Below are 23794 nucleotides of genomic sequence, written 5' to 3'. Positions count from 1 at the left end.
CAATTATATAATATTTTTTTGACTCTCTGGTCTGTCCTCCGTGTCGTTTAAACTTGCCCATAACGTTTTGGCGCTTGGCGCAGTGGCGGATTTCGGAGCACAAAACTGTCAATACACCACAAAAGTTGATGCGAGGTAGAATGTTCAATTAACCACGTCACCCGCCATTGAGCCAAACGCCTGTTACCACCTGTGCTTCCTTGTCTGTCGTGGTTTGTCGGTCTATTTGTTGTTGCGTTTTTCATTGTCTTTTGTCGTGCGGTGGGGCATTTTTTAAAATTTCTTTTTCTTCTGCGTTGGCTTTGCAAGCTCTTTGACAAAGCTTTGGTTGCAGCGTTGGCTGGTGCGGCTTTGGCAATGTGCTTGCAAAATGCGTGGGCTATTTGTTAGTATGTCCATTCTCCGTGACTTACTGGTAAACGATTTAATTCTTCTTTATAAAACTTCCATTGTGGCATATACTTTTCCATCAAGCTCAGGAATCTGTCATTGTGGTGTCGTTCTAATAAATGTATCATTTCGTGAACGATGATGTATTCTAGACAATGGATTGGTTTTTTAGCCAGTTGAAGGTTAATCCAAATTCTCTTTTTTTCAATGTTACACGTTCCCCACTTGGTTTTCATTTGTTTTACTTGCCAGTCGTCAACGGTAACGCCAATTTGTTTTTCCCATTTGTCAATGATAGGCTGAATGAGTTTTTTTAACTCTGTCCGATACCATTCGTTAATGATGATTTGTCGTTGTTCTGTTGTGCTGTTTGGTCTTACGTGTAAGTCAATATATGTCTTTGTTTTGAACACTACTTTGGCAGGTGTTTCGTGTTCAATAATTCTTAACAGATAGCGTTTGCCTTGAAAGTAGTGGCTTTCTCGTTCTTTAAATTGTCTTGGTGGTTGTCGGTCTTGTGCTAAAAAATTCCGTTGGTGCTTTCTTATCCAACTGATTTTTGAAATAGCAAAAAGTCTCACGGCTTCATCATCTATTCTCAAAGGTGCTGCAATACGAACCCTGCCCGTTGGCGGATAAACAGCCAAGTGCATATTCTTGATGTCTTTGCGAACAACATCAATAGAAAGTTGAGAAGTGATATGTAAAACCTTTACTTCTTCCATTGCTACTTGTATTCCTTTTGCTGTTTAATGACTTCAAAAATTGGGTCTAATTTTTCCACTTTGTCATACTCTTCCAAAACAGGTTTTACCACTTTGTTTTTCAAATGCTTTTCTTTTGAAAGTGTTCCTTCCCAATCATCGTGTTTACCATAAATAACGGCACTGTCCATTGCGATGGTTAAAGGCTCATCTTTATCCAAATTATCATACAAAGCTCTTTTGGCTTGTGTGTTGATGCTTGAAGGATATTCGTTGCTTGTCTCAGGCTTTTTAATTTTTACTGCCAATTTCACAATCTCTTCAAGATACTTCTCATATTCTGCGGCTTCTTCATTCCGCAACTTGATTAATTCATCAAGCAACACACTCATTTTTTCGTAGTAAATCGGGTTGGTTGGACTTTCTTCAATGATTACTTTTCGCAAGTTGTTTTCAATGGTTTCTGCCATTGCTTCTTTGTTTTTCTTGATATTGTTGGGCAATTTATCCAATGCACCTTTGCCGTCTTTTACCAATAATTCCACCAAACTAAAATCATCAAAAGCCGACACTTTTTCGCTTTCTTCAGCTGCAATGTAGCTGTCAATCAAATGCCGCATTGCAGGTTCGTATTGTTTCAAATCCACCCAATCGCCACTGGCTAATTGAATTTCCTTACGAACGGCTTCAAAATGCTTTAAGTCGTTTTTAATGGCTTCGATTTCACTTGGTTTGTAGCCCGCTTCTTCCATTTCATCGGCAATGTTGGCATAAGCACGAATAAGCGAAATCACAGCCTTGTATAAAGCAACTCTTTTCGGCTCTGTATCTTTTAAATCTTCTTTGAGTTGTGGGTTGCCGCAGAAGTATGCAATGTATTCTTTGGTGCCTTTAGGTGGAACTACCGGTTCACACAAGGCTTTGATGGTTTCTAGTGCATCGTCTAATCGTTCTTTGCCTTTGGCTAAACGGTCGCTTAATAAACCTTCTACATCTTTTTTGTCATAATCTTCAAAGGCTTTGGAAGTAAAATCTTTGTAGGCATTTTCTAAACTGCCGAATAAATCTTTATAGTCGATGATGTAACCGTAATCTTTATCGTCTCCGTCCAAACGGTTTACACGGCAAATTGCTTGAAATAAACCGTGGTCTCGCATACTCTTGTCGATGTACAAGTAAGTGGCACTTGGTGCATCAAAACCTGTGAGTAGCTTGTCTACCACAATCAACAATTTCATTTGAGCAGGCTCATCAATAAAACGCTTTTTTACTTCGTCTTCAAAGTCTTCGGTGGTTTTGCCGTTGAGCATTTTTTGATAAATATCATACTGCATCAACTTTTCGGTGTAGCCTTCGCCTTCACCTTTGATATCGCTATGCGATGGAGCAAAAGATGTAACAATGGCACAACGGGTAAATCCCGAATCCTGAAACAATTGATAAAAACGACAAGCATTGTAAATACTATCCGAAACCAAAATAGCGTTCCCTCTGCCGTTTTGTAAACGCTCACGGGTTTCCATATCCAACAGAATATCGGCAACAATTTTTTGCAATCGACCCACAGAACTGAACACTTTTTTCATTGTACCCCATTTCTGTTTCAGTTCAATTTTGGCAAAGTCGGTTAAGCCTTTGGTTTTGCTGTCAAACCAAGCATCAATTTTATCTAAGGATGTAATTTTTTGTTCTATGTCTCTGGCTTCATAGCGTAAATCCAATACAACGCCATCTTTTACGGCTTCATCAAATTTGTAGGTGTGAATGTATTTCCCGAAAATCTCAATGCTTCGCTTTTTATCGGCTTGCATAATGGGTGTTCCTGTAAAACCAATAAACAAAGCTTTTTCGCCTAAAAGTTGACGCATTGCTTTGTTCAAATCTCCGCTTTGGGTGCGGTGACATTCATCTACAAATACATAAAAATCGCCTTTGGGTTTAAAGTCTTTGGGCAAACTGTTTTTCAGTTCTTCCAAATAATTGTCGTAGTCTTTGGTTTTATCGGCACCTTCTTCTTTGTTGCCAAATTTGTGAATGAGTGAACACAGCAGCCAGGGCTTTGTATCGTTCAACTTCTCTACTAAATCGGCTCCGCTTTTGGTTCTGTAAATGTGTTCGTCAACGCCTTTGAATACTTTTTCAATTTGTTTATCTAACTCATCACGGTCGGTAATGATAAGCACCCTTGCATTTGGATTATATTCTCTAATCCATTTGGTAAGCCAAACCATTGTTAAACTTTTGCCGCTGCCCTGTGTGTGCCAAATAATACCACCTTCTTTTTGGCGAATATGTTCTTGTGCCGCTTTTAACCCAAAGTATTGATTAGGTCTGCAAAATTTCTTCTGCCCTCGGTCGTATACCACAAAATCGTGGAGTATTTCAAGCAAGCGTTCTTTGCCAAGCATTTCAACAATATGCTTGTCTAATTGATTGTCGGCTTTGTCGGCTTGCTCTCTGATGGGTTTTGTAAGTTCTAAAAGATAGGTATCGTTTGGATTAAATTCTTCACTGACTTCTTTCCATTTTAAATAATATTTTTCTGATGTATCAATGGCTGCATATCGCAAACCTTCCACATCTTGCCCTGCCATTACTAACTGAATGGTGGTATAAAACGGTTTGATGAAAAGATGTTTTTGGTTGTCGTTGTTTTGGCGAATTCCCTCTGAAACCGAAACGGTGCTTCGTTTCAATTCCAATACACCCAAAGCAATTCCGTTGATGTAAATTACAATATCAGGGCGTTTGTTGTGCTGCCCTCTGATGGTTACTTCTTCGGCAATGGCAAAGTCATTGTTTAGTGGATTTTTCCAATCAATTAAATGTACCGTTGTTTTATTTTGTCCTGCTTCTTCTTTTACATTAATACCATAGCGAAGTGCCGCATACACATTTTTGTTGGCTTGATACAAATCATCGCTGGTATTGATGGTTACCAATTTTTTGAACTCAAATAATGCTTTGTTGATGAGTGAAGGACTGTAGCCTTGTTTGGAAAGGTGAGCCGTGAGCAGCACTTCATCCACATTGCTGTTTTCTTCTTCCTGTTCCCAATTGCCCAAATACCGATACTGTAAAACTTCCTGAAAAAGCTTCACGATTCGGTTTTGCGTGGCACGTTCTATTTGTCCTACTTTGCTCATAGTTCTAATTATATTTTAACAGGCAATTCAATGCCGATTTTGAAAAACCTGTTGTATTCTTTTTCTTCTTCAATATTGAAATTTTCGTCTTTAAAATCTTTTCTGTTTGCATTTTGATTGGAGTAAATAACCAAACAATCAATTATCTTATCTTCTTCAAATTCCAAAAACTTGTAAATCTTTTTAAGTCTTGCGTAGCCACTTATTTGTCTAATGTCTTCTGTACTTACATTTCCGTCTTGATATTGTGGTTTGTATTTAGCATCCACCACCATTTTGGTTAAACCATCATTGGTGTTTACAATAAAATCGGGCTCCAGATAATTGAATTTTTGATGATACGTAACTTCTTTATGATGCGTAAAACGTTCTTTTAATTTTGAATAGACATATAACTCAAAGAGTTTACTCATATCAATCCAAAAAGGTGGTGTATTGATTGTAGTTGAATTGGCTGTTGAAATATTGTAGCCATATCTTTTTAAAATGTGCTTAGCAAATTTCAATGCTTGCTCATATTCTTTATACAATTTATTAGGCTTGATGCCTTTCAGCTGATCAATGTTTACTTCGCTATCTACATTAATAAATGCAGGTTGTATGTAATTTACTAATCCATTTAAGGATGAAATGTCAATGCCTTTTAAATTCTGCATTGCTGCAATAGAAAACGCCAGTGCTTTTTTCAAAACTTTGTTTTCGATGCTATTGATACCAAACTCGGAATATTGGCAATAGCTGTAAAGCATTTTACTATTGAAATGATTTTTCTTGATGGTTTCATTGATCAATATTTTCCCTTTCACTTTTGCATTCAGATTTTTTGTAACCGTGTAATATGATTTCTTCAAGCCCTTCTGCACAATCTTTTTTAAGATGTTGATGTATTGAATAAGAAGCAAAGGCGTTAACAAGTCTTGTTTTTGCTCAATGGAAATACTGGGTTTCTCAAAATTGATTTCACAAAGTTGGTCTAAGTGATTGTAGTTTTCAGGCTCCTTTAAAACATCAAAAAGCATCTTGACATAATTCACTTCCGAAGTATCATCGTCCAGCTTTGGTTTTACATAAATCGGCAATTCACTTTCTACAATCCAGTCAACTCCTACAAAGTAGGAAGTTTCAAAGCGGTAGGGGTTAGCATCTCCCTCTTTATAAATTATATCATAACAATTAGCTTTTTTCTCGCCACGCTGTATGGATTTGCTGTAATGCTGATTTTTTAATGCAGCAGCAAAGCGTTCAATATCATCTATTGACTTTGGGTTTTTATAGCCATATTGTTCGCTTAGTACAATCATTTTTATAATGCGTTGATGATAGGTTCTGCACTTTGTTTGAGAATGCCGTCTTTTACATACTCTTTAAGAATAGGAACGATTTCATATTTCTTTCTCAACGAAAAAGCACCTTCACCTTTTATAAAATAGCTATGCCCTAACCACACATCTTCGGGTCTGAATTCTTCTGATAAATGTTCGGAAAGTTTAAGTTCAACAGTATTATCTTGAACATACTCGTCAAGGTTTTGAATAAAGAGCGTTGAAACTTGTTTGAATAATTCCAATTCAAAGGTTTCGCCTTCTAATACTTTTGGCAAGACATCAATAAAAGCAAATCGTCTGCGAATGGCATAATCTATATGCCCTACACTTCGGTCGGAAGTGTTCATTGTACCAATGATGTATAAATTTGGTGGTATAACTATAATATTTCCATCTTCATCAGTGGCATACAGACTGTCCACTGTTGCGCCTCTGTGTTCTAAGGCGTAAATTAATTCACCTAATACTGCTGGAAGATTAGCACGATTAATTTCGTCTATTATCAATACAAATGACTTTAGTTCTTCATTTTGGCTTTGAGTTTCTGAGTAGACAAGGTTTTTGTCTTTTAAAAATGTTTTAAACAGGTCTAAAACTCTTATGTAATAGCTGGCGTGATGATGTGCCAACCCTGAAAGGTTCGTGTTCTTCTTTATGTCTTGCCTTTTTTCATTCCCATCAAAATAGGCTTTTTTAATATCTGAAAACAACATACGGTTTCCATTTTTTACCCATCCTTCTTGACCCTTGTAGCGGAATGCATCTTCATCAGTATCAAAAATGGACACTTTTTTGGTTAACTCAATCTTGTCATCAGATTCTAGTTTTTCTTCGATATCTTCAACAAAAAGTGAGAATTGATTTTCAATCCATTTTTCTTTTGAATAAACTGTTGGGGCTTTTTTACTGTTGTTGTAGTTGGTATTTGCTTTTTTTGCAAATTCAGCAAGCAATTTATTTTTAGTTTTATACTCAATTGCCTCACCTTTACTTTCAGCAACTATGCCTCTTACAAAATCTTCGTAGGAGAATGCTGGATGAAACTGAATTAGCTTTAAGTATGGGCTACAATCTAAATTCTCAAAAATATACTTGGCTATAGCTGCACTATATGGGTCGTTGCCTTTTGATTGACCACCTACCCATAGTTTAGTTTCATAGGCTTTAATGATTTCGTTCATTGAAGGCGAATATTCGCTGCCAGTCTTTAGTTTTAGTGTTATTTTGGTAGCATCAATCTTTGAAACTTCATACTCGGTATAATCTGTAGCACTTTTTAGTTTGTCGCCAATGTGAACCGTCTTTTGAATATCTTCGATTGTAATAGACAAAGGCATAACAAGCCCTCTGCCAAGTATTTTAGCTTCTCTTGTTTTACCAGTGCCCGGTGGGCCTTGTAAAATGACTTGCTTTTTGTATTTAAGTATATTTTCTATTTCCATATCCGCAATGATGTTTTGAATTGATTTGATGTTTTGATATAGACTATCAATAAATGCTCTTGATTTCCACTCAACTTCTTTAGCCAAAGATGAACGTTCCCTTTCTGTGTTTTTGTCACCATCCCATTTGAAAACCAGTCTTGAGAAAAAACGCTTCTCTACTTTTGCCCCTTTTTTATTGATGATTTCCTGAATGAGCAGTATGATGTCGTGCCAGTGGTTATTGTTTTCAAAATTGTGGTGATATTGACCTGGCTTGCCCTCCGCAGTTATCCGTTGGATATAGCCAGTTTTATGATTGTTTGCAATTGTTTTTAATAATGCTTTAAAATCTTTGTCATTATCGGCAACCATTTCATCTATAATGGTCTTTTCCAATTCGGCTTCACCAGCGCCTTTAGCCCAATCATTTATATCCTTATCTAGCCAATAAACATCACCACCAAAATACTTGATTATATTCTGCGGATTCTTTACATTATCTTGATGAAGAATATTTTTGTAATACAACTTGTTGGTTGTAAACGATTGCCCCTTGAAAGAATACGTTACCACTACAACTTTGCTGTGGTTGACTCTTTCTTCGTCAGAAGTAACATCGGTTTCAAAGACTTTGAGTTCTTTGAAAAAATCAATACATTCAAGTAGTTCCTTCTTCTCCATATTACACCAACCTTATTTTCCCCGTTAATAAATTCTGCATCATCCCTAATTTTACCTTCTTGTATTTCTCCAATTTGGTTTCTAATGCACTTATCTCTGCATCCATATCGGAAATGATCTTTGCAATTTCATTTTGCTCTTCGGGTGTTGGAAGAGATAACTCCAATTTATTAAAATTTCTCTTTGATAAATTGTAACGAGTTGCACCTTGTGCCATCGAATAAAATAATTTTCGACCTTCACTACTTCTGAAAAAGTAAGAAAGGTAAAGCCCATTGATTTTACTTTCCTTATTTAGACGGAAACCGAAACAAAAACTGTTGAGATATAAATTTGGAACATCTTCTAAAAGAACGGAACACATACCAACTTCTTCAGGAGTTTCAGAAGAACCATTAAAAAACAAATCTCCTTTTAATGCTTGATTTTGTATTTCATTACTATCAATGTTGACGTAATCGAAGTATGAAGTATCAATAATTGGATTGCTCATAATATTCATAAAAGGAATGTATGGATATTTACCATCAGCAAAATCTATTTTTGACTTTCCGGAAAGTCCTCCATAAGGTTTACCAATACTGCCCAGCTTCTTCACTTCACAACCCTCTTTCGGTTGCAGAAGTTGTTGCATTGCCCCTTGCTTAATGTTGCGTTTTTTGGCAATGAGTTTCTCTAAACTGCTTATCAAGGCATCGGCATCTGATAGGGCGGTGGCTATGGCGGTTTGTTCTTCTTCAATTTTTGGAAGTGGAATTTTAAATTCAAAAAGCTCCTTTAATGTTATACTCGCCTGATTTGCATTTCCTCGATAAATAAGTTCAATATGTTGCAAATACCTTTTCATTCGGAAATTACTTAATAAGAGAGCCTGCATTTCCTTTGTTCTTTTTTTTGCTCGTATTAGAACGGCATTTTGATTTAGAAAACTACCTTCAAACTCTTTGGAAACCATTATCACTTTACCAACCATTGAGTCATACATCGGAGGCTTAGAACCAACGGTTGTAAAAATTAAATCATTTTCGTCTAGTCGCCAGTTTTTATAATCAGTTGCAGCATTTTCATCAACATAAATTCCATTCTCTTTTTTGATGCTATCAAACGTTGTATCACTAACACGGATAATTCTAATTCCATCTTTCCTATAATCCTTGGATTTAAATGCAAAACCTTTAGTATAGTCAACAATATCACCAAAAGTAAATACCTCCCAATCACTCGGAATTAAGCCCATTTCGGTTTGTTTATATTTCTCTGCTACTAACTCCATACAAATCCCATTTTTTGAAGGTGAAGCATTTACTTTATTTTCCAATTCGGCTACATCGGTAGTTTGCTTGGGTAATGGTGTTTCGTAGCGTTCTGCCAGTTCTTTTATGCGTTGGGTAAGTCGTTGGCTAATGCGTTCCATTTCGGTTTTTACGCTGCGTTCTATGCTTGCCATCCATTTATCGTCAACCACCAATTGTTTTATTTCGGTTTCGGTGAGTGTTTTGTAGCGTTCAATTACTTTTATGTCCAAGTCAGCAATGGCTTCTTTTATTTTTTTGTTCAGTTCGGTTTGGTCGTCCAATAGTTTTAGGTACAATTCTAACACCGCTTGTTCGCCATAAGCTGTTTCGGGTTCGGCTGCGATTGCCAAATTTTGTTTTTTAGATTTTGGTTTTGTAGCCAATAGTTCTTTCAATCGCTTTTGCACATTGGCTTTGTTCACTTTATCCAAATCGGCAAAATAGCCATCTTCGGCATTGTGTTCTTCTTCTAGTTCAGTGAGTTGGGTGGCAATGGCTTCTTTATCAGCTTCCAGTTTTTCAATTGCCTTTTTCTCAGTTTGGAAGTAGCGGTCTATCAGCAAGGTTTTTGGCAGCAGATCGCAATCCCAAACGGTAGCCGATTTGGTTTGTTTGATAATGCTCAATTCGGCTTTCCAACCATCAACGGCTATCAAATAGCAATCGTCTTGCATTACCTCATTCCAGTAATTCATCAAATGCTGATACACATCGTATTTGTCCATCAGGGCTTTGCCTGTGTAGGTAGTCAGTACATCTTCCGAAATTCTGAAAATGGTTTGTTTGGGTTTAATACCAATGGTGAGTGATTTTAAAAATTTGGTATTTCGTGTTTTCCAATCGCTAAACAAATCGTCCATTTCCTTGCTAAACGCCACAAATTCGGGATGCGAAAAGATTTCATTTTTCAGTTGAGAATGGTCAATGTTCAATTGCGAATAACCCTTGCGACCTGCCTTAAACAAATGATTTTTCAGGGAAGGATAAACAGTCCAATAGTTTTCTAAGGCTTCAATATCTGCATTGGGAATGTCGCCCAATAAATGTGCTTCAATGTCTTGTATGTCTTCCGCTTCCTGGCTGTCAATATATCGTGGAATGTTTAGGTTAAAATCATTTTTCGGGTCGCTGATTTCTTCCACACTCACCAAACGGCTAAACTTGGGCAGTTCTATCTGTTTGTTGAAAATATCCACAATCTTGTGAATGTCCTGCTCACGCAAACGGTTTTTGTTGCCGTCTTTGATGAAGCCTTTGCTGGCATCCACCATAAAAATGTGGTTGCGTTCGTCTGCACCTTCTTTGTCCATTACAATGATGCAGGCAGGAATACCCGTACCATAAAACAAGTTGGCAGGCAAGCCAATAATGCCTTTGATATAACCCCGTTCAATTAAACTCTTGCGGATTTCAGCTTCGGCATTGCCACGGAACAAAACACCGTGCGGTAAAATACAAGCCCCTTTGCCTGTGCTTTTTAAGGATTTGAGAATATGTAAAAGAAAAGCATAATCGCCATTTTTATCGGGTGGCGTTTTGTATGATGCTTTGCCTGTTTTTGCACTTTCGATTTCGTCTTTTTCAAAACGCCCGTAAAGGTCGTCTTGCGGATTAAAACCTGTTGCCCAGTTCTTGGAAGAAAAAGGCGGATTGGCTACTACAAAGTCAAAGGTCTTCAGATGTCCGTTGCTGTCTTTGAAAAATGGGTCGGATAAAGTGCTTTGCCCACGGTGAATCTCAATAGCTTCCTGTCCGTGTAAAATCATATTCATACGAGCCAAAGCAGCGGTTGCCACATCTTTCTCTTGACCATAAATAGTCCCTTTGCCATCGGCTTCGTCCAATGCTTTCAACAACAAAGAACCCGAACCGCAGGTGGGGTCATAAAATGTGGTTTTGTTGGTGGCGTTGTGAATGTTTAGCACCTTCGCCATCACACGGCTCACTTCGCTGGGTGTGTAGAATTGTCCTTTGCTTTTGCCGCTTTCGGTGGCAAAGTTTTTCATCAGGTATTCAAAGGCATCACCCAAAATATCATCACCACCGGCACGGTTTTTAGAAAAATCGAGTGCAGGATTTTCAAAAATGGCAATCAGGTTGGTGAGCTTGTCCACCATTTCTTTGCCCTTGCCCAGTTTATCATCATCAGCAAAATCGGCTACATCAATCACTCCTTTCAAGTCATTAGCACCAGCCAGTTCACCAATAATGATGTTGATTTGATTGCCAATGTCCTTGTTGCCTTTCAGGGCTTGCATATCCTTAAAACTACCACCTTCGGGTATTTCGATAATCGCATCAGGGTCATTGGCGTATTTGTCGCTCACATATTTCACAAACAACAACACAAGAATATAATCCTTGTATTGACTCGGGTCCATTCCGCCTCTCAGTTCGTCACAACTTGCCCATAGTGAGCTATATAATTCAGATTTTTTAATTGCCATTTAAGCTTTGTCTTTTATTTCGTTAGTTCTTTTACTTTCTCCTTCACTGAAAAATGCATTTCATCTTCCAGATTTTGCCTTAAAAAATTGTAAGCCCACTCAGGCAATAGCGGACTGTTAATGCGTTTAAGATAAATTTTATCTTGAATTTGCCGAATCAAATGTGGTTCAACTTGGTCATTGATACGAAGCGTTTCTAATCTGCCTTCAATTAAGTCTTTCAGCTCTTTCAAATTTTCGATTGCCTCTTTATTTGTGCTGATTTGTTTGTATGCCAACACAAATACTGGCAGTGATGGAAATAAAACAGTTGAAATAAAATTTGGAACTGTCAAACCATTTTGTCCAGCAATAATCAATAGAATTAAAAATGTAGCAGCAGCCAATAATAGAATGGTGTTTGTATAGCGTTGTCTCAATGTAAAATCGTAACTGCAATTAGTCCGTTGGCAAAGTAGAGTTGCAATATTTGTATTGACAGGTAAAACTTCATTTGAATACCAACCGTATAGTTTATCCAGGTTATTTTTTTTTATGTACTTATTGTAAAATCTTAAAGTGATTCCATCATCTGGCTTTGAAGTAATAAGCGTTTTATTCCAGTCAATCAATAAAACCGAAGTGTCAAACTTTTCCTGAATAGAAGCAGCGAGCTTTTTTAATTTCATTGCTCTGTCTTCACAGAAAAATTCAAGAAACGTGGCAATGATGCTATAAAGCACAAAAATCCAAACTATGCTTTGTTCTTCCTTTCCCAAAAGTGGCGTTACAATTGAAATAAGAATTGGAATAGGCACAGCAATTAATACCTGAAAAGCAAATGTTGTCTTACCATTTATATAAAGCTGCTTCTGTGCTGCCAAGTATTTAATACTTGTTTCAGAGTCCTGCTCCTGAATTATATGTTTACCAATTTCACTCATACTTTGGGAATTTGTCTCCAAAAATTTCTATCCATTTGCTAATTGCATCTTTATGGTTGTTTTGAGCTTCCAAATTTCTTGCGTCAAAAGCTTTTACGTAATCTTGGTAAGCTCTGTCCATTATCTTCCTTCTATCTTCTAAGCTAAGATTGTTTATATCTCCTTGAATTCCTTTTGGGTCATATACAGGGTTAGAAACCCTTCTATGAATTGCTAACAGAACCTTTTCAATTTCAATATCCACATACTGCGATGCAGCAATTGTTTGCTCTGCATAATAATCAAGTATCATATTTTCGAGCAGGTAAGAACCCATTGTCGGCATTGTTGCTCTGCTGTTCCAATATTTAATTGCACGAATTACGTTTAGAATATTTCCTTCGTGAGCCTGATTAATTTTTGTAATTCTTTCGCTATCAACTCTCGGGTCGGTTTTCTTCCAATTTCCGCTACCGTCAGGAATTATGTAGTAAGTCCGATTGTACGCATCTTCTTTTGTAAAAAAGCAAGGAACAATGTCAAAGACCCAATCATAAGATTCAAGATTAAGAGTTGCAGCTTCTAAATTTCTTTTAATTTCCGCTTTTTTATATTGCGGTATTCCTACAAGTTTTGCAATAAAGGCGTTAATAACCTTTCTGGAATTAAGAATGCTTGTGCCTTCGTTCACATAGTCTTTAAAGCGGGTAGCGGCATCAGGAGCAGTTATTTCGATTTTGTCAACCAGTTCGTTGTATGTGCAACCGTCTGCTTTCATACAAATCATAATATCAATGTCGTCAAGTGGCCGCTTTTTTGTCCGCCTTGAAAAAGAGCCATAAAAAATATTTCTTTCTGAATAGATGTTAGGAAATTTTGAGTCACTATCAGAAAATGTTTCAATTTGTCCAACTAACCAGTCACGGCTCCCACGAGCTTTTTTAGTTCTATCAGGGTCAAGGTTAACCGTGTCGGCAAGGAATTTATTAAATGCTTCGTTTACTGTTTTTGCCATACTTTAATTGTTAAAATCAATAATACAAAGGTCAGATTTACTCGCTTTATGTGCGATGGCAAAAAACGGCTCTTTTGGTTTTGTGAAGCGTTGGCTTGTGTGACGGGCAAAACCAAATGTGCCGTTTGTGCGGCTGGCTAAAAGAAATTTTAAAAAATGCGAAGGGTGGGCTTTTTCTTTCTTTTCTGTCACCTGTCCCAATAGCAAAACACGGTCAGCTTGTTTGTCTGTCCGCTTGGTCGATATGGTCTGTATGTCGAGTCCATTATTAGTCATTGTCTTGCTGTGTCGTCTGTCTTTTTAGCATTGGTGGTAACGGTTTGGGGCTTGACGCAGTGGGGGAATTAGAAGTGCAAATGTTCAATAAACCACAAAAGTTTAATAGAAGTACAAATGCTGAATTTACTACTTCTGCCCCCATTGCGTTCAAACCCCTGTTAGCAGCTGCCCATTTTCTGTCTATTGTTTTCCGATTTTATTTTGCTAATAGTCCACATACAATTCCACCAATTAGTCCAAGTCCAAGTATTGGTGCATATTGTTTGGTTACAATAGCGTCTGACAAACTCAAAACAAGTCCAACAAGACCACCTTTAAGCCAATTAGGAATTGGAAGTTCCATATTAAAAATAATAAAGCCAATTGCAAATCTGCTTATAAATGAAGCAGTCATTGCTCTTGTTTTGTCTTCAAATGTCATAAAGAACATTGGAATTATTGAAACTATTCCAAAAATTGTTCCTGCAATAAGTCCTTTGATAATATTATTCATCTGTCTATTTTTTTAGTTCGTAGGCTTCTCTGAGCCAAGTTAATAATTCCTTGTCTATGTCTTTGGTTTTTGTCAACTTGATTGTATGGTGAAAACGATTTGTAGAACCTTGTTCTATTTTTGATACTCTGTCGCTGGTCAGTTTGTAGTTTAAATGAACTTCAAGGTTAATATAGTCTTTACGAGTGTATACGCCTGCAAATCCAAATCTGTTTCCAAGATGAATGCTTGTCTTTTTCGGTTCAACTTTTATTTGTCCGAATTTGTGTAGTTCAGTGATTAATTTCTCGTAAATGTCAGTTACGATTTGCTCTTTGTCTTTTAAATGGTCAAATTCTGTATATTCCATTTTATTGTCTGTTTGTAATTGTCGGTATACGTCTGTTTGGGTTGCTGCTAACGTTTTGCAGCTACAAGAAGTTGGCGATTTCGGAGACGCAAATTGTCTGCCAGCACCGAACTTGATACGAAGCAAAAAGCTTCATTTAGCCACTGAATCGCCAATTTCTTGTAGGTGCTGTTAGCCACAGTTTTTATTTTCGGTTAGTTCTTGTTTCAATGTTGTTGTCACCAAATTGTTTGTCACTAAATAACTGCTGATCATTTTTAAAAATTTCTTCGATTCCTTCAAATAGTCTTTGTCAAGTTTAGCATTGTCCGTTGTTTCTATATATGTATAAGCTCTTTGAATAAATCGTCCTGCACCTTCAAATTGTTTACTCATAAAAAGTGTTCCGATTAAAGATACGTATGTTATAAACTCATATTGAATATGATTCCTTTTCAAATATTCAATTGGTAGTTTTTGATTCATACTTTGAAAGTGCGAAATTATTCCGATGTCTTTTAAGTATTTTTCTTTTTCAATAACAAACCAGTCATCCACTAATTCGCCATTGAGTTTTGTTTCGAGTTCGTAATATCCTATTGGCTCTAAATTGTCGATCCAGTTTTGGTTTTCAACATAAAGTCCAATTCTTGTTCGAATTATAGAGCCAACGTGTCGTCTGTCAATGTGATATTCAAATCTGTCGAATACTAGTTTAATTTCATTCTGCTCAAATCCACACAAAAAGTCCTTGTCGTCTGAGTTGTCAGACAGTATTTTGTCGAGAGTGTCAAACGCAGTCTTTTTCAAGTCAAACGTTTTAACTCTTTCTGTCAACAATATGCCAAGTTCTTGGTCTGTCATAAAATTGTGGCTAACGTTTTGCAGCTACCCGAAGGGCGGGACTTTTACTACAAACCTTCATTTGAAAAACTAATGTTTGATTAACCACAAAACTGTCTTTGGAACACGAAACCCCGCCTTTTGGGTAGGTGCTGTTACCACCAGTGCTTTCTTGTCTGTCGAGGTTGGTATGTTCTGTTTTGCTTACTCTCATTTGTCTTTCAGTCGTGCGGTTGGGCATTTTTTAAAATTTCTTTTTTTCTTGGGTCGGCTTTGCAAGCTCTTTTAAAAGCTTTGGTTCAGCGTTGGCTTGTGCGGCTTTTAAATGTGCTTGCAAAATGCGTTGGATTATTGTCTGTCCTTAATTGCTTGTTCAATCCAACCTTCAATATTGTCTGCAATACTCTTGTAAGCATCATTTGGGTCTGGGTTGTAGCATTTTACTTTGCTAGATAGTTTAGTCCCGTCTTTGAAAGTAAATTGGTCAAATGGGTTTCCTCCTTTGTTGCACTTTCCTGTTTTAGGGTCTTTTAGATTGTGAATATGAATTCCAACTAATCCTTTCTTGTCCTTCCATGCTTTTTGAATTTCATGCTTTACCCACTTGCGGTTTGCTGTTTCTTCACCAATAAGAACAACAACACAACTTCGGTAATTCATATTATCATCAATCCATTTTTCGATACCTGCATCACCTTTCTTTTTAACTTCTTCCCAATCGTTCACTGAAACTGGCTTGTTATCTTCTATTGCTCCAATGTTTCTGATTTGTTGCACTCTCATTACATCATTTGCAAAATGAAAGCTGTAAAATATTTGTCTTTTGATTGCCATAATGTTGTTATTTTAAAATTATCATTAAGATTATTAGTAGCAAGAAAGCTAAACCGTAAAATGGAAATAACGTTTGAGAAAACATTATTCTGAAAACACTTTTCACTTTCTTTTGGTGAGGTCTAAAGTCAAGTGAGTAAAGATTTTCGTTTGATTTCATTCTATTTTTAATTACCCAATCATATAGCTCACGGTAACATTTTTCTCTGTGCAGAAAAAAGGCATCCAAATACCAAAATATGATTATCGGAAAGCAAAGAATTAATAAAATCAATTTCAAATCACATGAAAGCAAACTGTCTTTAGAAAGAGCCAACACAACCGCAATCAAACTAATGAGCCAACCTTTGAGCATAAAGGAATTATTAGCCATGCGATTAATTACGCCTTGTATTAAATCTATTTCTTTATGTAAAATGTCTTTATCCATATTCTTTTTTTTTATAATTCACTTTCACCTGCCAATTCAACAACATTGGTTTTATTGAATTATGTCATTAAATTTATTATTACATATTTATTCATTTTGCTTCAAATGCCATTTCAAAGTTTTGCCGTTTATATCCTTCCAACTTAGCATTCCATTTGAAGAAGAGCCGTTAATTATTGCACTAGCCTGTGACGGTGAAGAACAACTATAATTATCTGTAAAAATTAACTTACCTGCTATTTCTTTCAAAATACCAGATTCAATCAATTGCTGTCGAATATTTTTAATAGCAAATGGACAAGAAGATAAGATATTTGTATTAGCCGTTGAGTTCTTGGTTATAGTCATACGACCATCTTGATAGAATGCCTCAGCAGAAAATTTTGATGTTTTGAAATAAAATATTTGCATTTTAATTAATTTTAACCTGTCCATTCATTAGCATTGGCAGAAGCCAATCCCGTAGTCCGGAGAGTTTTTCGTTTTCTTTTGCTGTCATATAAATTCTATTCGCAATTGGCAAGTAAAAATCATCGAACTGCTTCATTAAAATTGTTGGAGGCAATTCCGTTTGGTACCTGTTAACTCCATCTAGATTGAGATGTAATACTATCGTTCCACTTGCATACCATTTTATGTAATTATGATAATGATTAGAATTGAAAAGCATCATCAGAAAAGAAGAAGGAATGTTTTTAGAAATAATTTTTGCAATGTCCATTGAAAAGACTAATTCTTCCTTGTAGTAGTCGGGAACTAAAATTGCTCTACCAATAATATCTGCGTTTCTTGTTACATCAGTAGCAGCAATTAAAAGGTCTCCAGATTTTACAATATTCTTTTCCGTGAATTTGCCTGAATATGTTTTAACGCCTTCTGATTTATAGGTGCCATCTAGATTAAATGAATTCAAATTTATCATTGGTATTCCGTCTCCGTTGATTTCTTTACTTGTATATGAAATACCTCTTTGAATTTCAATTTCAGTTCGTAAAAATTTCACTTCCCACCCCTCCGGAATCTCTTTCTTCAACTCTTCATTCCAAACCATTTTACCGCCACTGGTTTTGTAGGGTTTACCGTTTTTATCAGGAAAATCAAACTGTACAAACCAATAATCGTACAGCGTTTTTGCCATTGTTTCTAACTCGGCATTAATGCGGTTGTTGAGTTCGATTTTGGAATCTATGGTGGAGAGGACAGAGGCAATTTTTGCTCTTGTACTAACATCAGAATAAATATTAACATCAATTCTATTTAAAATACCCTGAGTAAGTAGAGGTTGACTTGAACCAATTTGTTTTTTATTTAATGAAATACATTTGAGTAAGTAGTAATTATACTCATTGCTTTCAATTTGTTTATGAACTCCAGCAATTGCATTATCCGAGACCCAACATTTGCCTTTTTCAATATGGACACTGCCACAATATGCCCCGACACGACCAATTATTAAAACGTTTTCGTAATTTGATTCATCGGTATACCCTAAAATACCATTACCACCATAAATTGGAATTGTACCTAATTTTTTAGATGCGATTTTACCATTTTTAAAATCAATTAGGCCTTCAAGCTTAATTGGCACCATTTCTTTATTCATACTTCAATCCATTTAATTGTTTTTGAATTTCCTTTTCCAAGGTCTTTGATTCGGCAAAAAGGCTGTCTAAATTGGTTTTAAACCCATTCATCTTGGTTTCAAATTCTTTTGGTGTAATGTCGGTGTATTCAATCTTCACTTCAAAATATTGCCCCGCACTAAAGCTGTAGTTTTTTTCTTTTATCTGCTCGTAAGAAACCACAACCGTAAAATCTTCAGCGGCTTCGTGTTTATTAAACGTGTTGATAATGGTTTGCTCTTCATCTTCAGAAAGCAAGGTTTTTTGATTCTTGCCTTCTTTTACGGTTGTGCCTAATTTAGATGCATCCATCAATACAATATCGCCTTTGGTATTTGCTTTGTCCAAAAACAAAATTGATACGTTAGTGCCTGTGGTAGCAAAAATATTACTCGGCATACTCACCACACCTCGCAACATTTTTTGTTCTACTAATCGTTCTCGTATTTTCTTTTCAATGCCGCTTTGTGCTGTTATAAAACCAGTAGGCACTACAATAGCCGCTTTGCCTTTAGTTGATAGTGAAAACATGATGTGCTGAATAAACAAAGGGTAAATCGCCATTTTGTCTTTGTCCTTTTTCGGGATATTCGGAAAACCTGCAAAAAAACGTTCGTTGTTTTGCTTGGTGTCCAAATCGGCTACATAATCGCTAAAGTCCAATTTAAATGGTGGGTTAGAAACGATGTAATCAAAGCTCATCAACTTGTCGCCTACTTTGTGGAAAGGCGTTTTGATAGTATTGCCCTGTATAATATTTTGAATAGAATGTACGAGGTTGTTCAGTATCAAATTCAATCGCAACATACTACTCGATTTTTGCGAAATATCCTGCGAGTAAATGGTACAGCGGTCTTCGCCAATGGCATGTGCCAAATTCATTAACAAAGTACCCGAACCTGCCGATGGGTCGTAACAGGTTACATTGCTCACGGGCTTATCTACCAAAATAGAAGCCATGATTTTTGAAACTGCATGAGGCGTGTAATACTCGGCATATTTTCCACCACCGTCTTTGTTGTAATCTTTTATAAGGTATTCAAATATGGTAGAGAAGAAATCGAATTTCTGATTGAATATTTTTTCAAAACTAAAATTCACCAATTGGTTAATGATGGCTTTGCAGAAATTATCACGTTGGCTACTGTCGGTAATGTAATTGCTTATTTCATCGAACAATACAATTTTGGCACCTGTGCCTGTTTTAACTGAGAAAATATCGTTGTTGAAAATGGCAATGTCACGCAACGTATCATCAAAGAACTTCGCAAATTCTTCTTTGTCTTGTTTGTTGTAAAGGTTAGAAAGGAAATGTTCTCTTTTCAGTTTGGCACTGTCAGGGTTCATGCGTAGCAATAGCATTTCGTATTGCTTATCGCTGTATTGTGCAATTTCTTTTTCCCAACTTTCGGCTGTTGCCAGTTTGGGTTCTAATTGTTTTACTTCATAGCCGAATTTATCGTTCATGAATTTATACAGAAACACTTGGGTAATGATTTTAAATTCATTGCCATCGTTTCCTAATCCGTAAGAGGTACAAACACCTTTCAGGTTGTCAATCAGCTCTTTTGTTTGTGCCGTAAAATCTTGTGTTACCATGCTCTATTTCCTTGATATTCGTTCATATATTCTTTTACCAAACAAGTATTGATGTATTTAGCTGATTCGGGGTCAAGTTCAATTTTGTTTTTACCAAAACTGCCAATCACCATTTGAATCATCAGTTTGTCAAAATAGCTTTCGTTGTTTAACATTTGCGTATTAATCAATACTTTTTCATCTACCTGTTTTTTAATGTCCATCAGCGTTTCGCAAATTTCGCTTTCTCGTTTTGAGATGTTGCCTTTTTCCAAAATGCGTTTGTGCATTCGGGCATACTTGGCATCGTTCTCATATTTTGCTTTTAGCAAATTGTTCTTGCGGTTGAGTTCGGTTACTTGGTCGTAAATCTGTTGCAGCGAACCAATGTTGTTTCGCATATCTTCCTGCGTTATTTCGTCCAAATTCTTTTTGTCAAACAAGCGTTTCAACTCGTCATATAAATTCACAAACTGTGGGTCGTTCTGGTCAAAGTTTCCGCCCAATGCTTCACGAGTTTTACGAAGCATATCTTTTAACTGGTCGGCAATTACCATTTCTTCTTCCGAAATTTTGCGGAACATGAACAGTACATTTTCCAAAGCTACATTCAGCAAATTGGTCGTGTCTACATTGTTTTCAATGTTGGCTTTCAGGTTAAGTAAATCCAAATGGCGTGAAGCCTCATTATAAAGTTGATTCAGTTTTTTGAAATCGACTTTCTCCAATAAATCAAAATGACCTTCTAAGCGAATGAGGTTGTAAATGTTTTTGGCAATTTCTAAAGCTTTCTTAATTTCTAATACTTGCTTGCGGTCTTCAATCTGGCTGATTTGTTGGGAAAATACTTCTGCGTTTTTCAAATCATAATGAAACAACCTTTCCTTAATTATTTTTATTTCTTCTTCAATCTCTTCCTTCGATTTAAAGAGGTTAGAATAGTTTTGCATTTCATCACCCAGCTCTGCTTGCAATTCGTCAAAGTAGGCTTTGTTGGTAGCATCAAACTCTTTGGTGATGTCGGCAAAATCTACCACATAACCGTAACGGAATTTCTTATATGGTCGGTTTACCCTTGTGAGTGTTTGCAGGAGGTTATGGTTTTTAATTACCCTGCCAATGTATAGTTTTTTTAATCGCTTGGCATCAAAACCAGTCAGCAACATATTGTACACAAACAGAATATCAATTTTGCCGTCTTTAAAATCATCTACTTCATCTTTACGGTCATCTTTTGAGCCAATGTCATGCAGAATTAAAGAAGCAACCAAGTTTTTACTTTGGTCAACTTTATACATTCCATATTCCACAGCAGGTTCGGCAGCCATCATATAAGGCTCAACCATTTCAACTGTTTTTTGCGTTGGATTGTATTTGCTGATAAATATTTCAAATAATTTACGGGCTTGCTCGGCACTGTCGCAAACTACCATAGCACCAACAGAGTGGTCACCAAAACGAATTCTGCTTTTGATAAAATCCTGAACAATATAATCAAGCATTGGCTCTGCAAATTTTGCATGAGCATAAATGATTCGTTTATCGGCATCGCCTTTTAGTATTTCAACTTCCTTTAATGCTTCTTTCAATTGAAACTTGTAAGTGGTTTCAATATCCTCCCGAATGAGTTTTAACGTATATCCATCTGCAATAGAAGCATTGTAATAATACTTGTGAATGTAGTCACCAAAAGTTTGGCGGGATGTTCTGTCGTTTCCAATTAATGGAGTTCCAGTTAAGCCAATAATAATGGCGTTTCTGTCCGAATTGAAAAGGTTGGCTAAGAAACTACCAGTAGGGTTGTAACTGCGGTGTACTTCGTCCAAAAAATAAATTCGTTGGCTACTGATGTCGTAATCATTCGCTTTCAGTACATCGGTATCGTCTTTGAATTTCTGAATGTTTACAACCGTTATTTCTCTTTTGCCCGAAAGGTTGTGAATGGCTTGTCGGGTTCTGAAATTGCGAAGCAATTCATCTTTAGAATTTACAGTATGTACAATCAAACCACGGCTTGTAAATTCTCGTTTCGCCTGATTCATTAAATCAATACGGTCAACAATAAAATAAAACTTAGGAACAATTCCTTTTTGCTGAAAATAGTCTGTCAGGTATTTTACATTGTAATAAGCAAGTGCCGTTTTGCCGCTGCCTTGCGTATGCCAAATAATTCCTTTCTTAATTCCATCATTTAGTTTGCGTTCAATGGCTTTGGTTGCAAACAACTGCGGATAACGCATGATGTGTTTTTCCAAACCTTTTTCTTCGTTCACATACGCAATGCTGTATTTCAAAATCATTGCAAATCTGTCTTTGCTGAATAGCGAAGTAAGAATTCGATTTGTTGGTGAATTGGGTTCTTTGTTGGTAATAAATTCAGGCGAATGTTTAATGGCTGAAAGATTATTGTCTTTCAAAACCAAATTCTCTAAATTGTCATCTTCGAGTTTTAATAAAGTCGTTAAATCGAATTTTTCTTCCTCTCTAAAACAATTGAAGTTTGCAGAAGCATAGGAAGTAGAAGCGTAAAATGCACCTTGTATCGGTTCAATAGATTCAATGTCGTATTCCATGTTATTGGAAAACACAAGTACCTGAGAGATATTGATAAACTTGCGAAATTTCTTATTCTTGAATCGAACATTGATGCGGTCTCTTTCCTGCAAAACACCTTCTTGGTTATTGGGTTTCTTTACTTCCACAAATGCCAATGGCATTCCGTTTATCAGCAATGTAATATCAGGTCTGAATTCATCGTCACCGTTTTTGTAGGTGAGTTCAGTTACTACATGAAAGGAATTGTTGTTGAAATCCTTTAAGTCAATCAGTCTTGCCCCCGAAGTGGAAACAAGCATGTTGTAAAATGCTTCGCCCAAATCTTCATTGTCTAAAACTAAAGAAACATCTTCAAGCAATCTTTTAATGTCGCTTTGTTCCATTTCAGGATTGATGCGTTGAATGCTTTCCTCAAAAATGTCTGTGAAAATATTGGTGTCAATATTCCATTTAGCCTTTGATAGCGAAACATATTTGTAACCCAGTCTGCACAGATGCAGAATAGCAGGGATTTTTACTCTTGTATTTTCGTTAAAGGCCATTATTTAATTTCTCATATTTTCAAGGCTGTTAATATCGTCATTATTGTCGGTGCGGTGGCAAAAAAATGGCTCTTTTGGTTTTGCGAAGCGTTGGCTTGTGTGTCGGGCAAAACCAAATGTGCCATTTGTGCGGCTGGTAAAAAGAAATTTTAAAAAATGCGAAGGGTCGGCTTTTACTTGCTTTTCTGTCACTTGTCCCAAAAGCAAAACACGGTCAGTTTGAAAGTCTGTCCGCTTGGTCGATATGGTCTGTATGTCGAGTCCATTTTTAGTCATTTTCTTGTCGTGTCGTCTGTCTTTTTAGCATTGGTGGTAACGTTTTGCGGCTCCTTGCGCTGTGCGGGAATTGGGTGAATAATTTTCATTTTAGTTACAATTTAAAAGTAACTCAAATTTTCCAATGAAGCAAACTGCCCGCATAGCGCAAAACCGCTGTTACCGGCTGCCGTTATTTTTTGTCCGTGTTGTTGTTGTCTTTCTTTTTAGGTGTCAGTTCGTATCCTAAACTGTCAAGAATTGGTTTAGCATACTTTTGAACGATTGTATCGATATTAATAGAAGTGAGGACGTTTTTGTCATCGAAGTTACCTGTAGCTGTATCTCCGTCTGATAGTTTCGTCTGAGAACCATTAAAATTATCAATGTCGATGTGTTTAGTTCCAATCATGTCAGTGTTTCTAATTGTAAACGTAGCAGCGTCAGAAATGGATTGTTCTTTGTTGATTGTCAGTGTCGCATGAATAGTGTTGTCGGATAGATCAACTTTACTTACACTACCAATTTTATAACCATTTACTCTTACTTCGTCATTTAAATAGAGTCCGTCAACTTTGTCAAATTTTACATGAATGTCATATGTTTTATTATTGTTGCAAGAATAAGTCAACACAAAAAAAAGTAGCGTAATTGTCAAGTATATCTTATTTGTCATTGAGGTTGATTTATAGATAAAAAGCATAT

The 23794-nt window shown here is 36.4% G+C and carries 20 protein-coding genes and 1 pseudogene; all 21 read right to left on the bottom strand.

Annotated features, from left to right (window positions below; all coding sequences use genetic code 11):
* Window positions 1-386 precede the first annotated feature (386 nt).
* Window positions 387-1115 carry a M48 family metallopeptidase gene (locus IPJ83_06350; GenBank protein ID MBK7880166.1) on the bottom strand — a complete coding sequence of 243 codons (729 nt, stop codon included), beginning with the start codon at window positions 1113-1115 and terminating at the stop codon, window positions 387-389.
* Window positions 1116-1117: 2 nt separating this feature from the next.
* Window positions 1118-4240: a type I restriction endonuclease subunit R gene (locus IPJ83_06345; GenBank protein MBK7880165.1), complete on the bottom strand. Its 3123-nt coding sequence runs from the start codon at window positions 4238-4240 to the stop codon at window positions 1118-1120.
* An 8-nt stretch (window positions 4241-4248) separates the two neighbouring features.
* Window positions 4249-5541 (bottom strand): hypothetical protein, encoded by a 1293-nt coding sequence (locus IPJ83_06340; protein ID MBK7880164.1) that lies wholly within the window; start codon window positions 5539-5541, stop codon window positions 4249-4251.
* A gap of 2 nt (window positions 5542-5543) precedes the next feature.
* On the bottom strand, window positions 5544-6278 hold the full coding sequence (locus IPJ83_06335; GenBank protein MBK7880163.1) for an AAA family ATPase: 735 nt from the start codon (window positions 6276-6278) through the stop codon (window positions 5544-5546).
* Window positions 6279-7671: 1393 nt separating this feature from the next.
* Complete coding sequence (locus IPJ83_06330) at window positions 7672-8943, bottom strand: restriction endonuclease subunit S (protein ID MBK7880162.1); 1272 nt, start codon at window positions 8941-8943, stop codon at window positions 7672-7674.
* Window positions 8934-11412 (bottom strand): annotated as a pseudogene (locus tag IPJ83_06325) (N-6 DNA methylase). Before IPJ83_06325 ends, IPJ83_06330 begins: the two are co-directional and overlap by 10 nt.
* A 14-nt stretch (window positions 11413-11426) precedes the next feature.
* Window positions 11427-12335 (bottom strand): hypothetical protein, encoded by a 909-nt coding sequence (locus IPJ83_06320; GenBank protein MBK7880161.1) that lies wholly within the window; start codon window positions 12333-12335, stop codon window positions 11427-11429.
* Window positions 12328-13329: a nucleotidyltransferase gene (locus tag IPJ83_06315; protein MBK7880160.1), complete on the bottom strand. Its 1002-nt coding sequence runs from the start codon at window positions 13327-13329 to the stop codon at window positions 12328-12330. Before IPJ83_06315 ends, IPJ83_06320 begins: the two co-directional genes overlap by 8 nt.
* Window positions 13330-13332: 3 nt before the next feature.
* Window positions 13333-13605 carry a hypothetical protein gene (locus IPJ83_06310; protein MBK7880159.1) on the bottom strand — a complete coding sequence of 91 codons (273 nt, stop codon included), beginning with the start codon at window positions 13603-13605 and terminating at the stop codon, window positions 13333-13335.
* A 199-nt stretch (window positions 13606-13804) separates the two neighbouring features.
* Window positions 13805-14101, bottom strand: a complete 297-nt coding sequence (locus tag IPJ83_06305; protein ID MBK7880158.1) for a hypothetical protein — start codon at window positions 14099-14101, stop codon at window positions 13805-13807.
* A gap of 4 nt (window positions 14102-14105) precedes the next feature.
* Window positions 14106-14576, bottom strand: a complete 471-nt coding sequence (locus IPJ83_06300) for a hypothetical protein (protein ID MBK7880157.1) — start codon at window positions 14574-14576, stop codon at window positions 14106-14108.
* 45 nt (window positions 14577-14621) lie between these two features.
* Window positions 14622-15293: a hypothetical protein gene (locus IPJ83_06295; GenBank protein MBK7880156.1), complete on the bottom strand. Its 672-nt coding sequence runs from the start codon at window positions 15291-15293 to the stop codon at window positions 14622-14624.
* A gap of 10 nt (window positions 15294-15303) precedes the next feature.
* Window positions 15304-15486 carry a hypothetical protein gene (locus tag IPJ83_06290; protein ID MBK7880155.1) on the bottom strand — a complete coding sequence of 61 codons (183 nt, stop codon included), beginning with the start codon at window positions 15484-15486 and terminating at the stop codon, window positions 15304-15306.
* Between the two features lie 134 nt (window positions 15487-15620).
* On the bottom strand, window positions 15621-16100 hold the full coding sequence (locus tag IPJ83_06285) for a TIR domain-containing protein (protein ID MBK7880154.1): 480 nt from the start codon (window positions 16098-16100) through the stop codon (window positions 15621-15623).
* A 13-nt stretch (window positions 16101-16113) separates the two neighbouring features.
* Window positions 16114-16536 carry a hypothetical protein gene (locus IPJ83_06280; protein ID MBK7880153.1) on the bottom strand — a complete coding sequence of 141 codons (423 nt, stop codon included), beginning with the start codon at window positions 16534-16536 and terminating at the stop codon, window positions 16114-16116.
* Between the two features lie 87 nt (window positions 16537-16623).
* Window positions 16624-16947, bottom strand: coding sequence for a DUF4357 domain-containing protein (locus tag IPJ83_06275; protein ID MBK7880152.1), 324 nt, complete (start codon window positions 16945-16947; stop codon window positions 16624-16626).
* Window position 16948: 1 nt separating this feature from the next.
* Window positions 16949-18127, bottom strand: a complete 1179-nt coding sequence (locus IPJ83_06270; protein ID MBK7880151.1) for a restriction endonuclease subunit S — start codon at window positions 18125-18127, stop codon at window positions 16949-16951.
* A 4-nt stretch (window positions 18128-18131) separates the two neighbouring features.
* Window positions 18132-19757, bottom strand: coding sequence for an SAM-dependent DNA methyltransferase (locus tag IPJ83_06265; protein MBK7880150.1), 1626 nt, complete (start codon window positions 19755-19757; stop codon window positions 18132-18134).
* A complete protein-coding gene (locus IPJ83_06260) occupies window positions 19751-22834 on the bottom strand; it encodes a type I restriction endonuclease subunit R (protein MBK7880149.1) in 3084 nt (1027 codons plus the stop codon). The genes IPJ83_06265 and IPJ83_06260 overlap by 7 nt, the downstream gene beginning before the upstream one ends.
* A gap of 3 nt (window positions 22835-22837) precedes the next feature.
* Window positions 22838-23110, bottom strand: coding sequence for a hypothetical protein (locus IPJ83_06255; GenBank protein MBK7880148.1), 273 nt, complete (start codon window positions 23108-23110; stop codon window positions 22838-22840).
* Between the two features lie 172 nt (window positions 23111-23282).
* Window positions 23283-23765: an MCE family protein gene (locus tag IPJ83_06250; protein ID MBK7880147.1), complete on the bottom strand. Its 483-nt coding sequence runs from the start codon at window positions 23763-23765 to the stop codon at window positions 23283-23285.
* Between the last annotated feature and the right edge of the window lie 29 nt (window positions 23766-23794).

Origin of the sequence: Candidatus Vicinibacter proximus (assembly GCA_016713905.1) — a bacterium.
GTDB classification, from domain to species: Bacteria; Bacteroidota; Bacteroidia; order Chitinophagales; family Saprospiraceae; genus Vicinibacter; species Vicinibacter proximus.
Note: the sequence above shows the minus strand (reverse complement) of the source record. Positions and strands in the feature narration are given on the sequence as shown.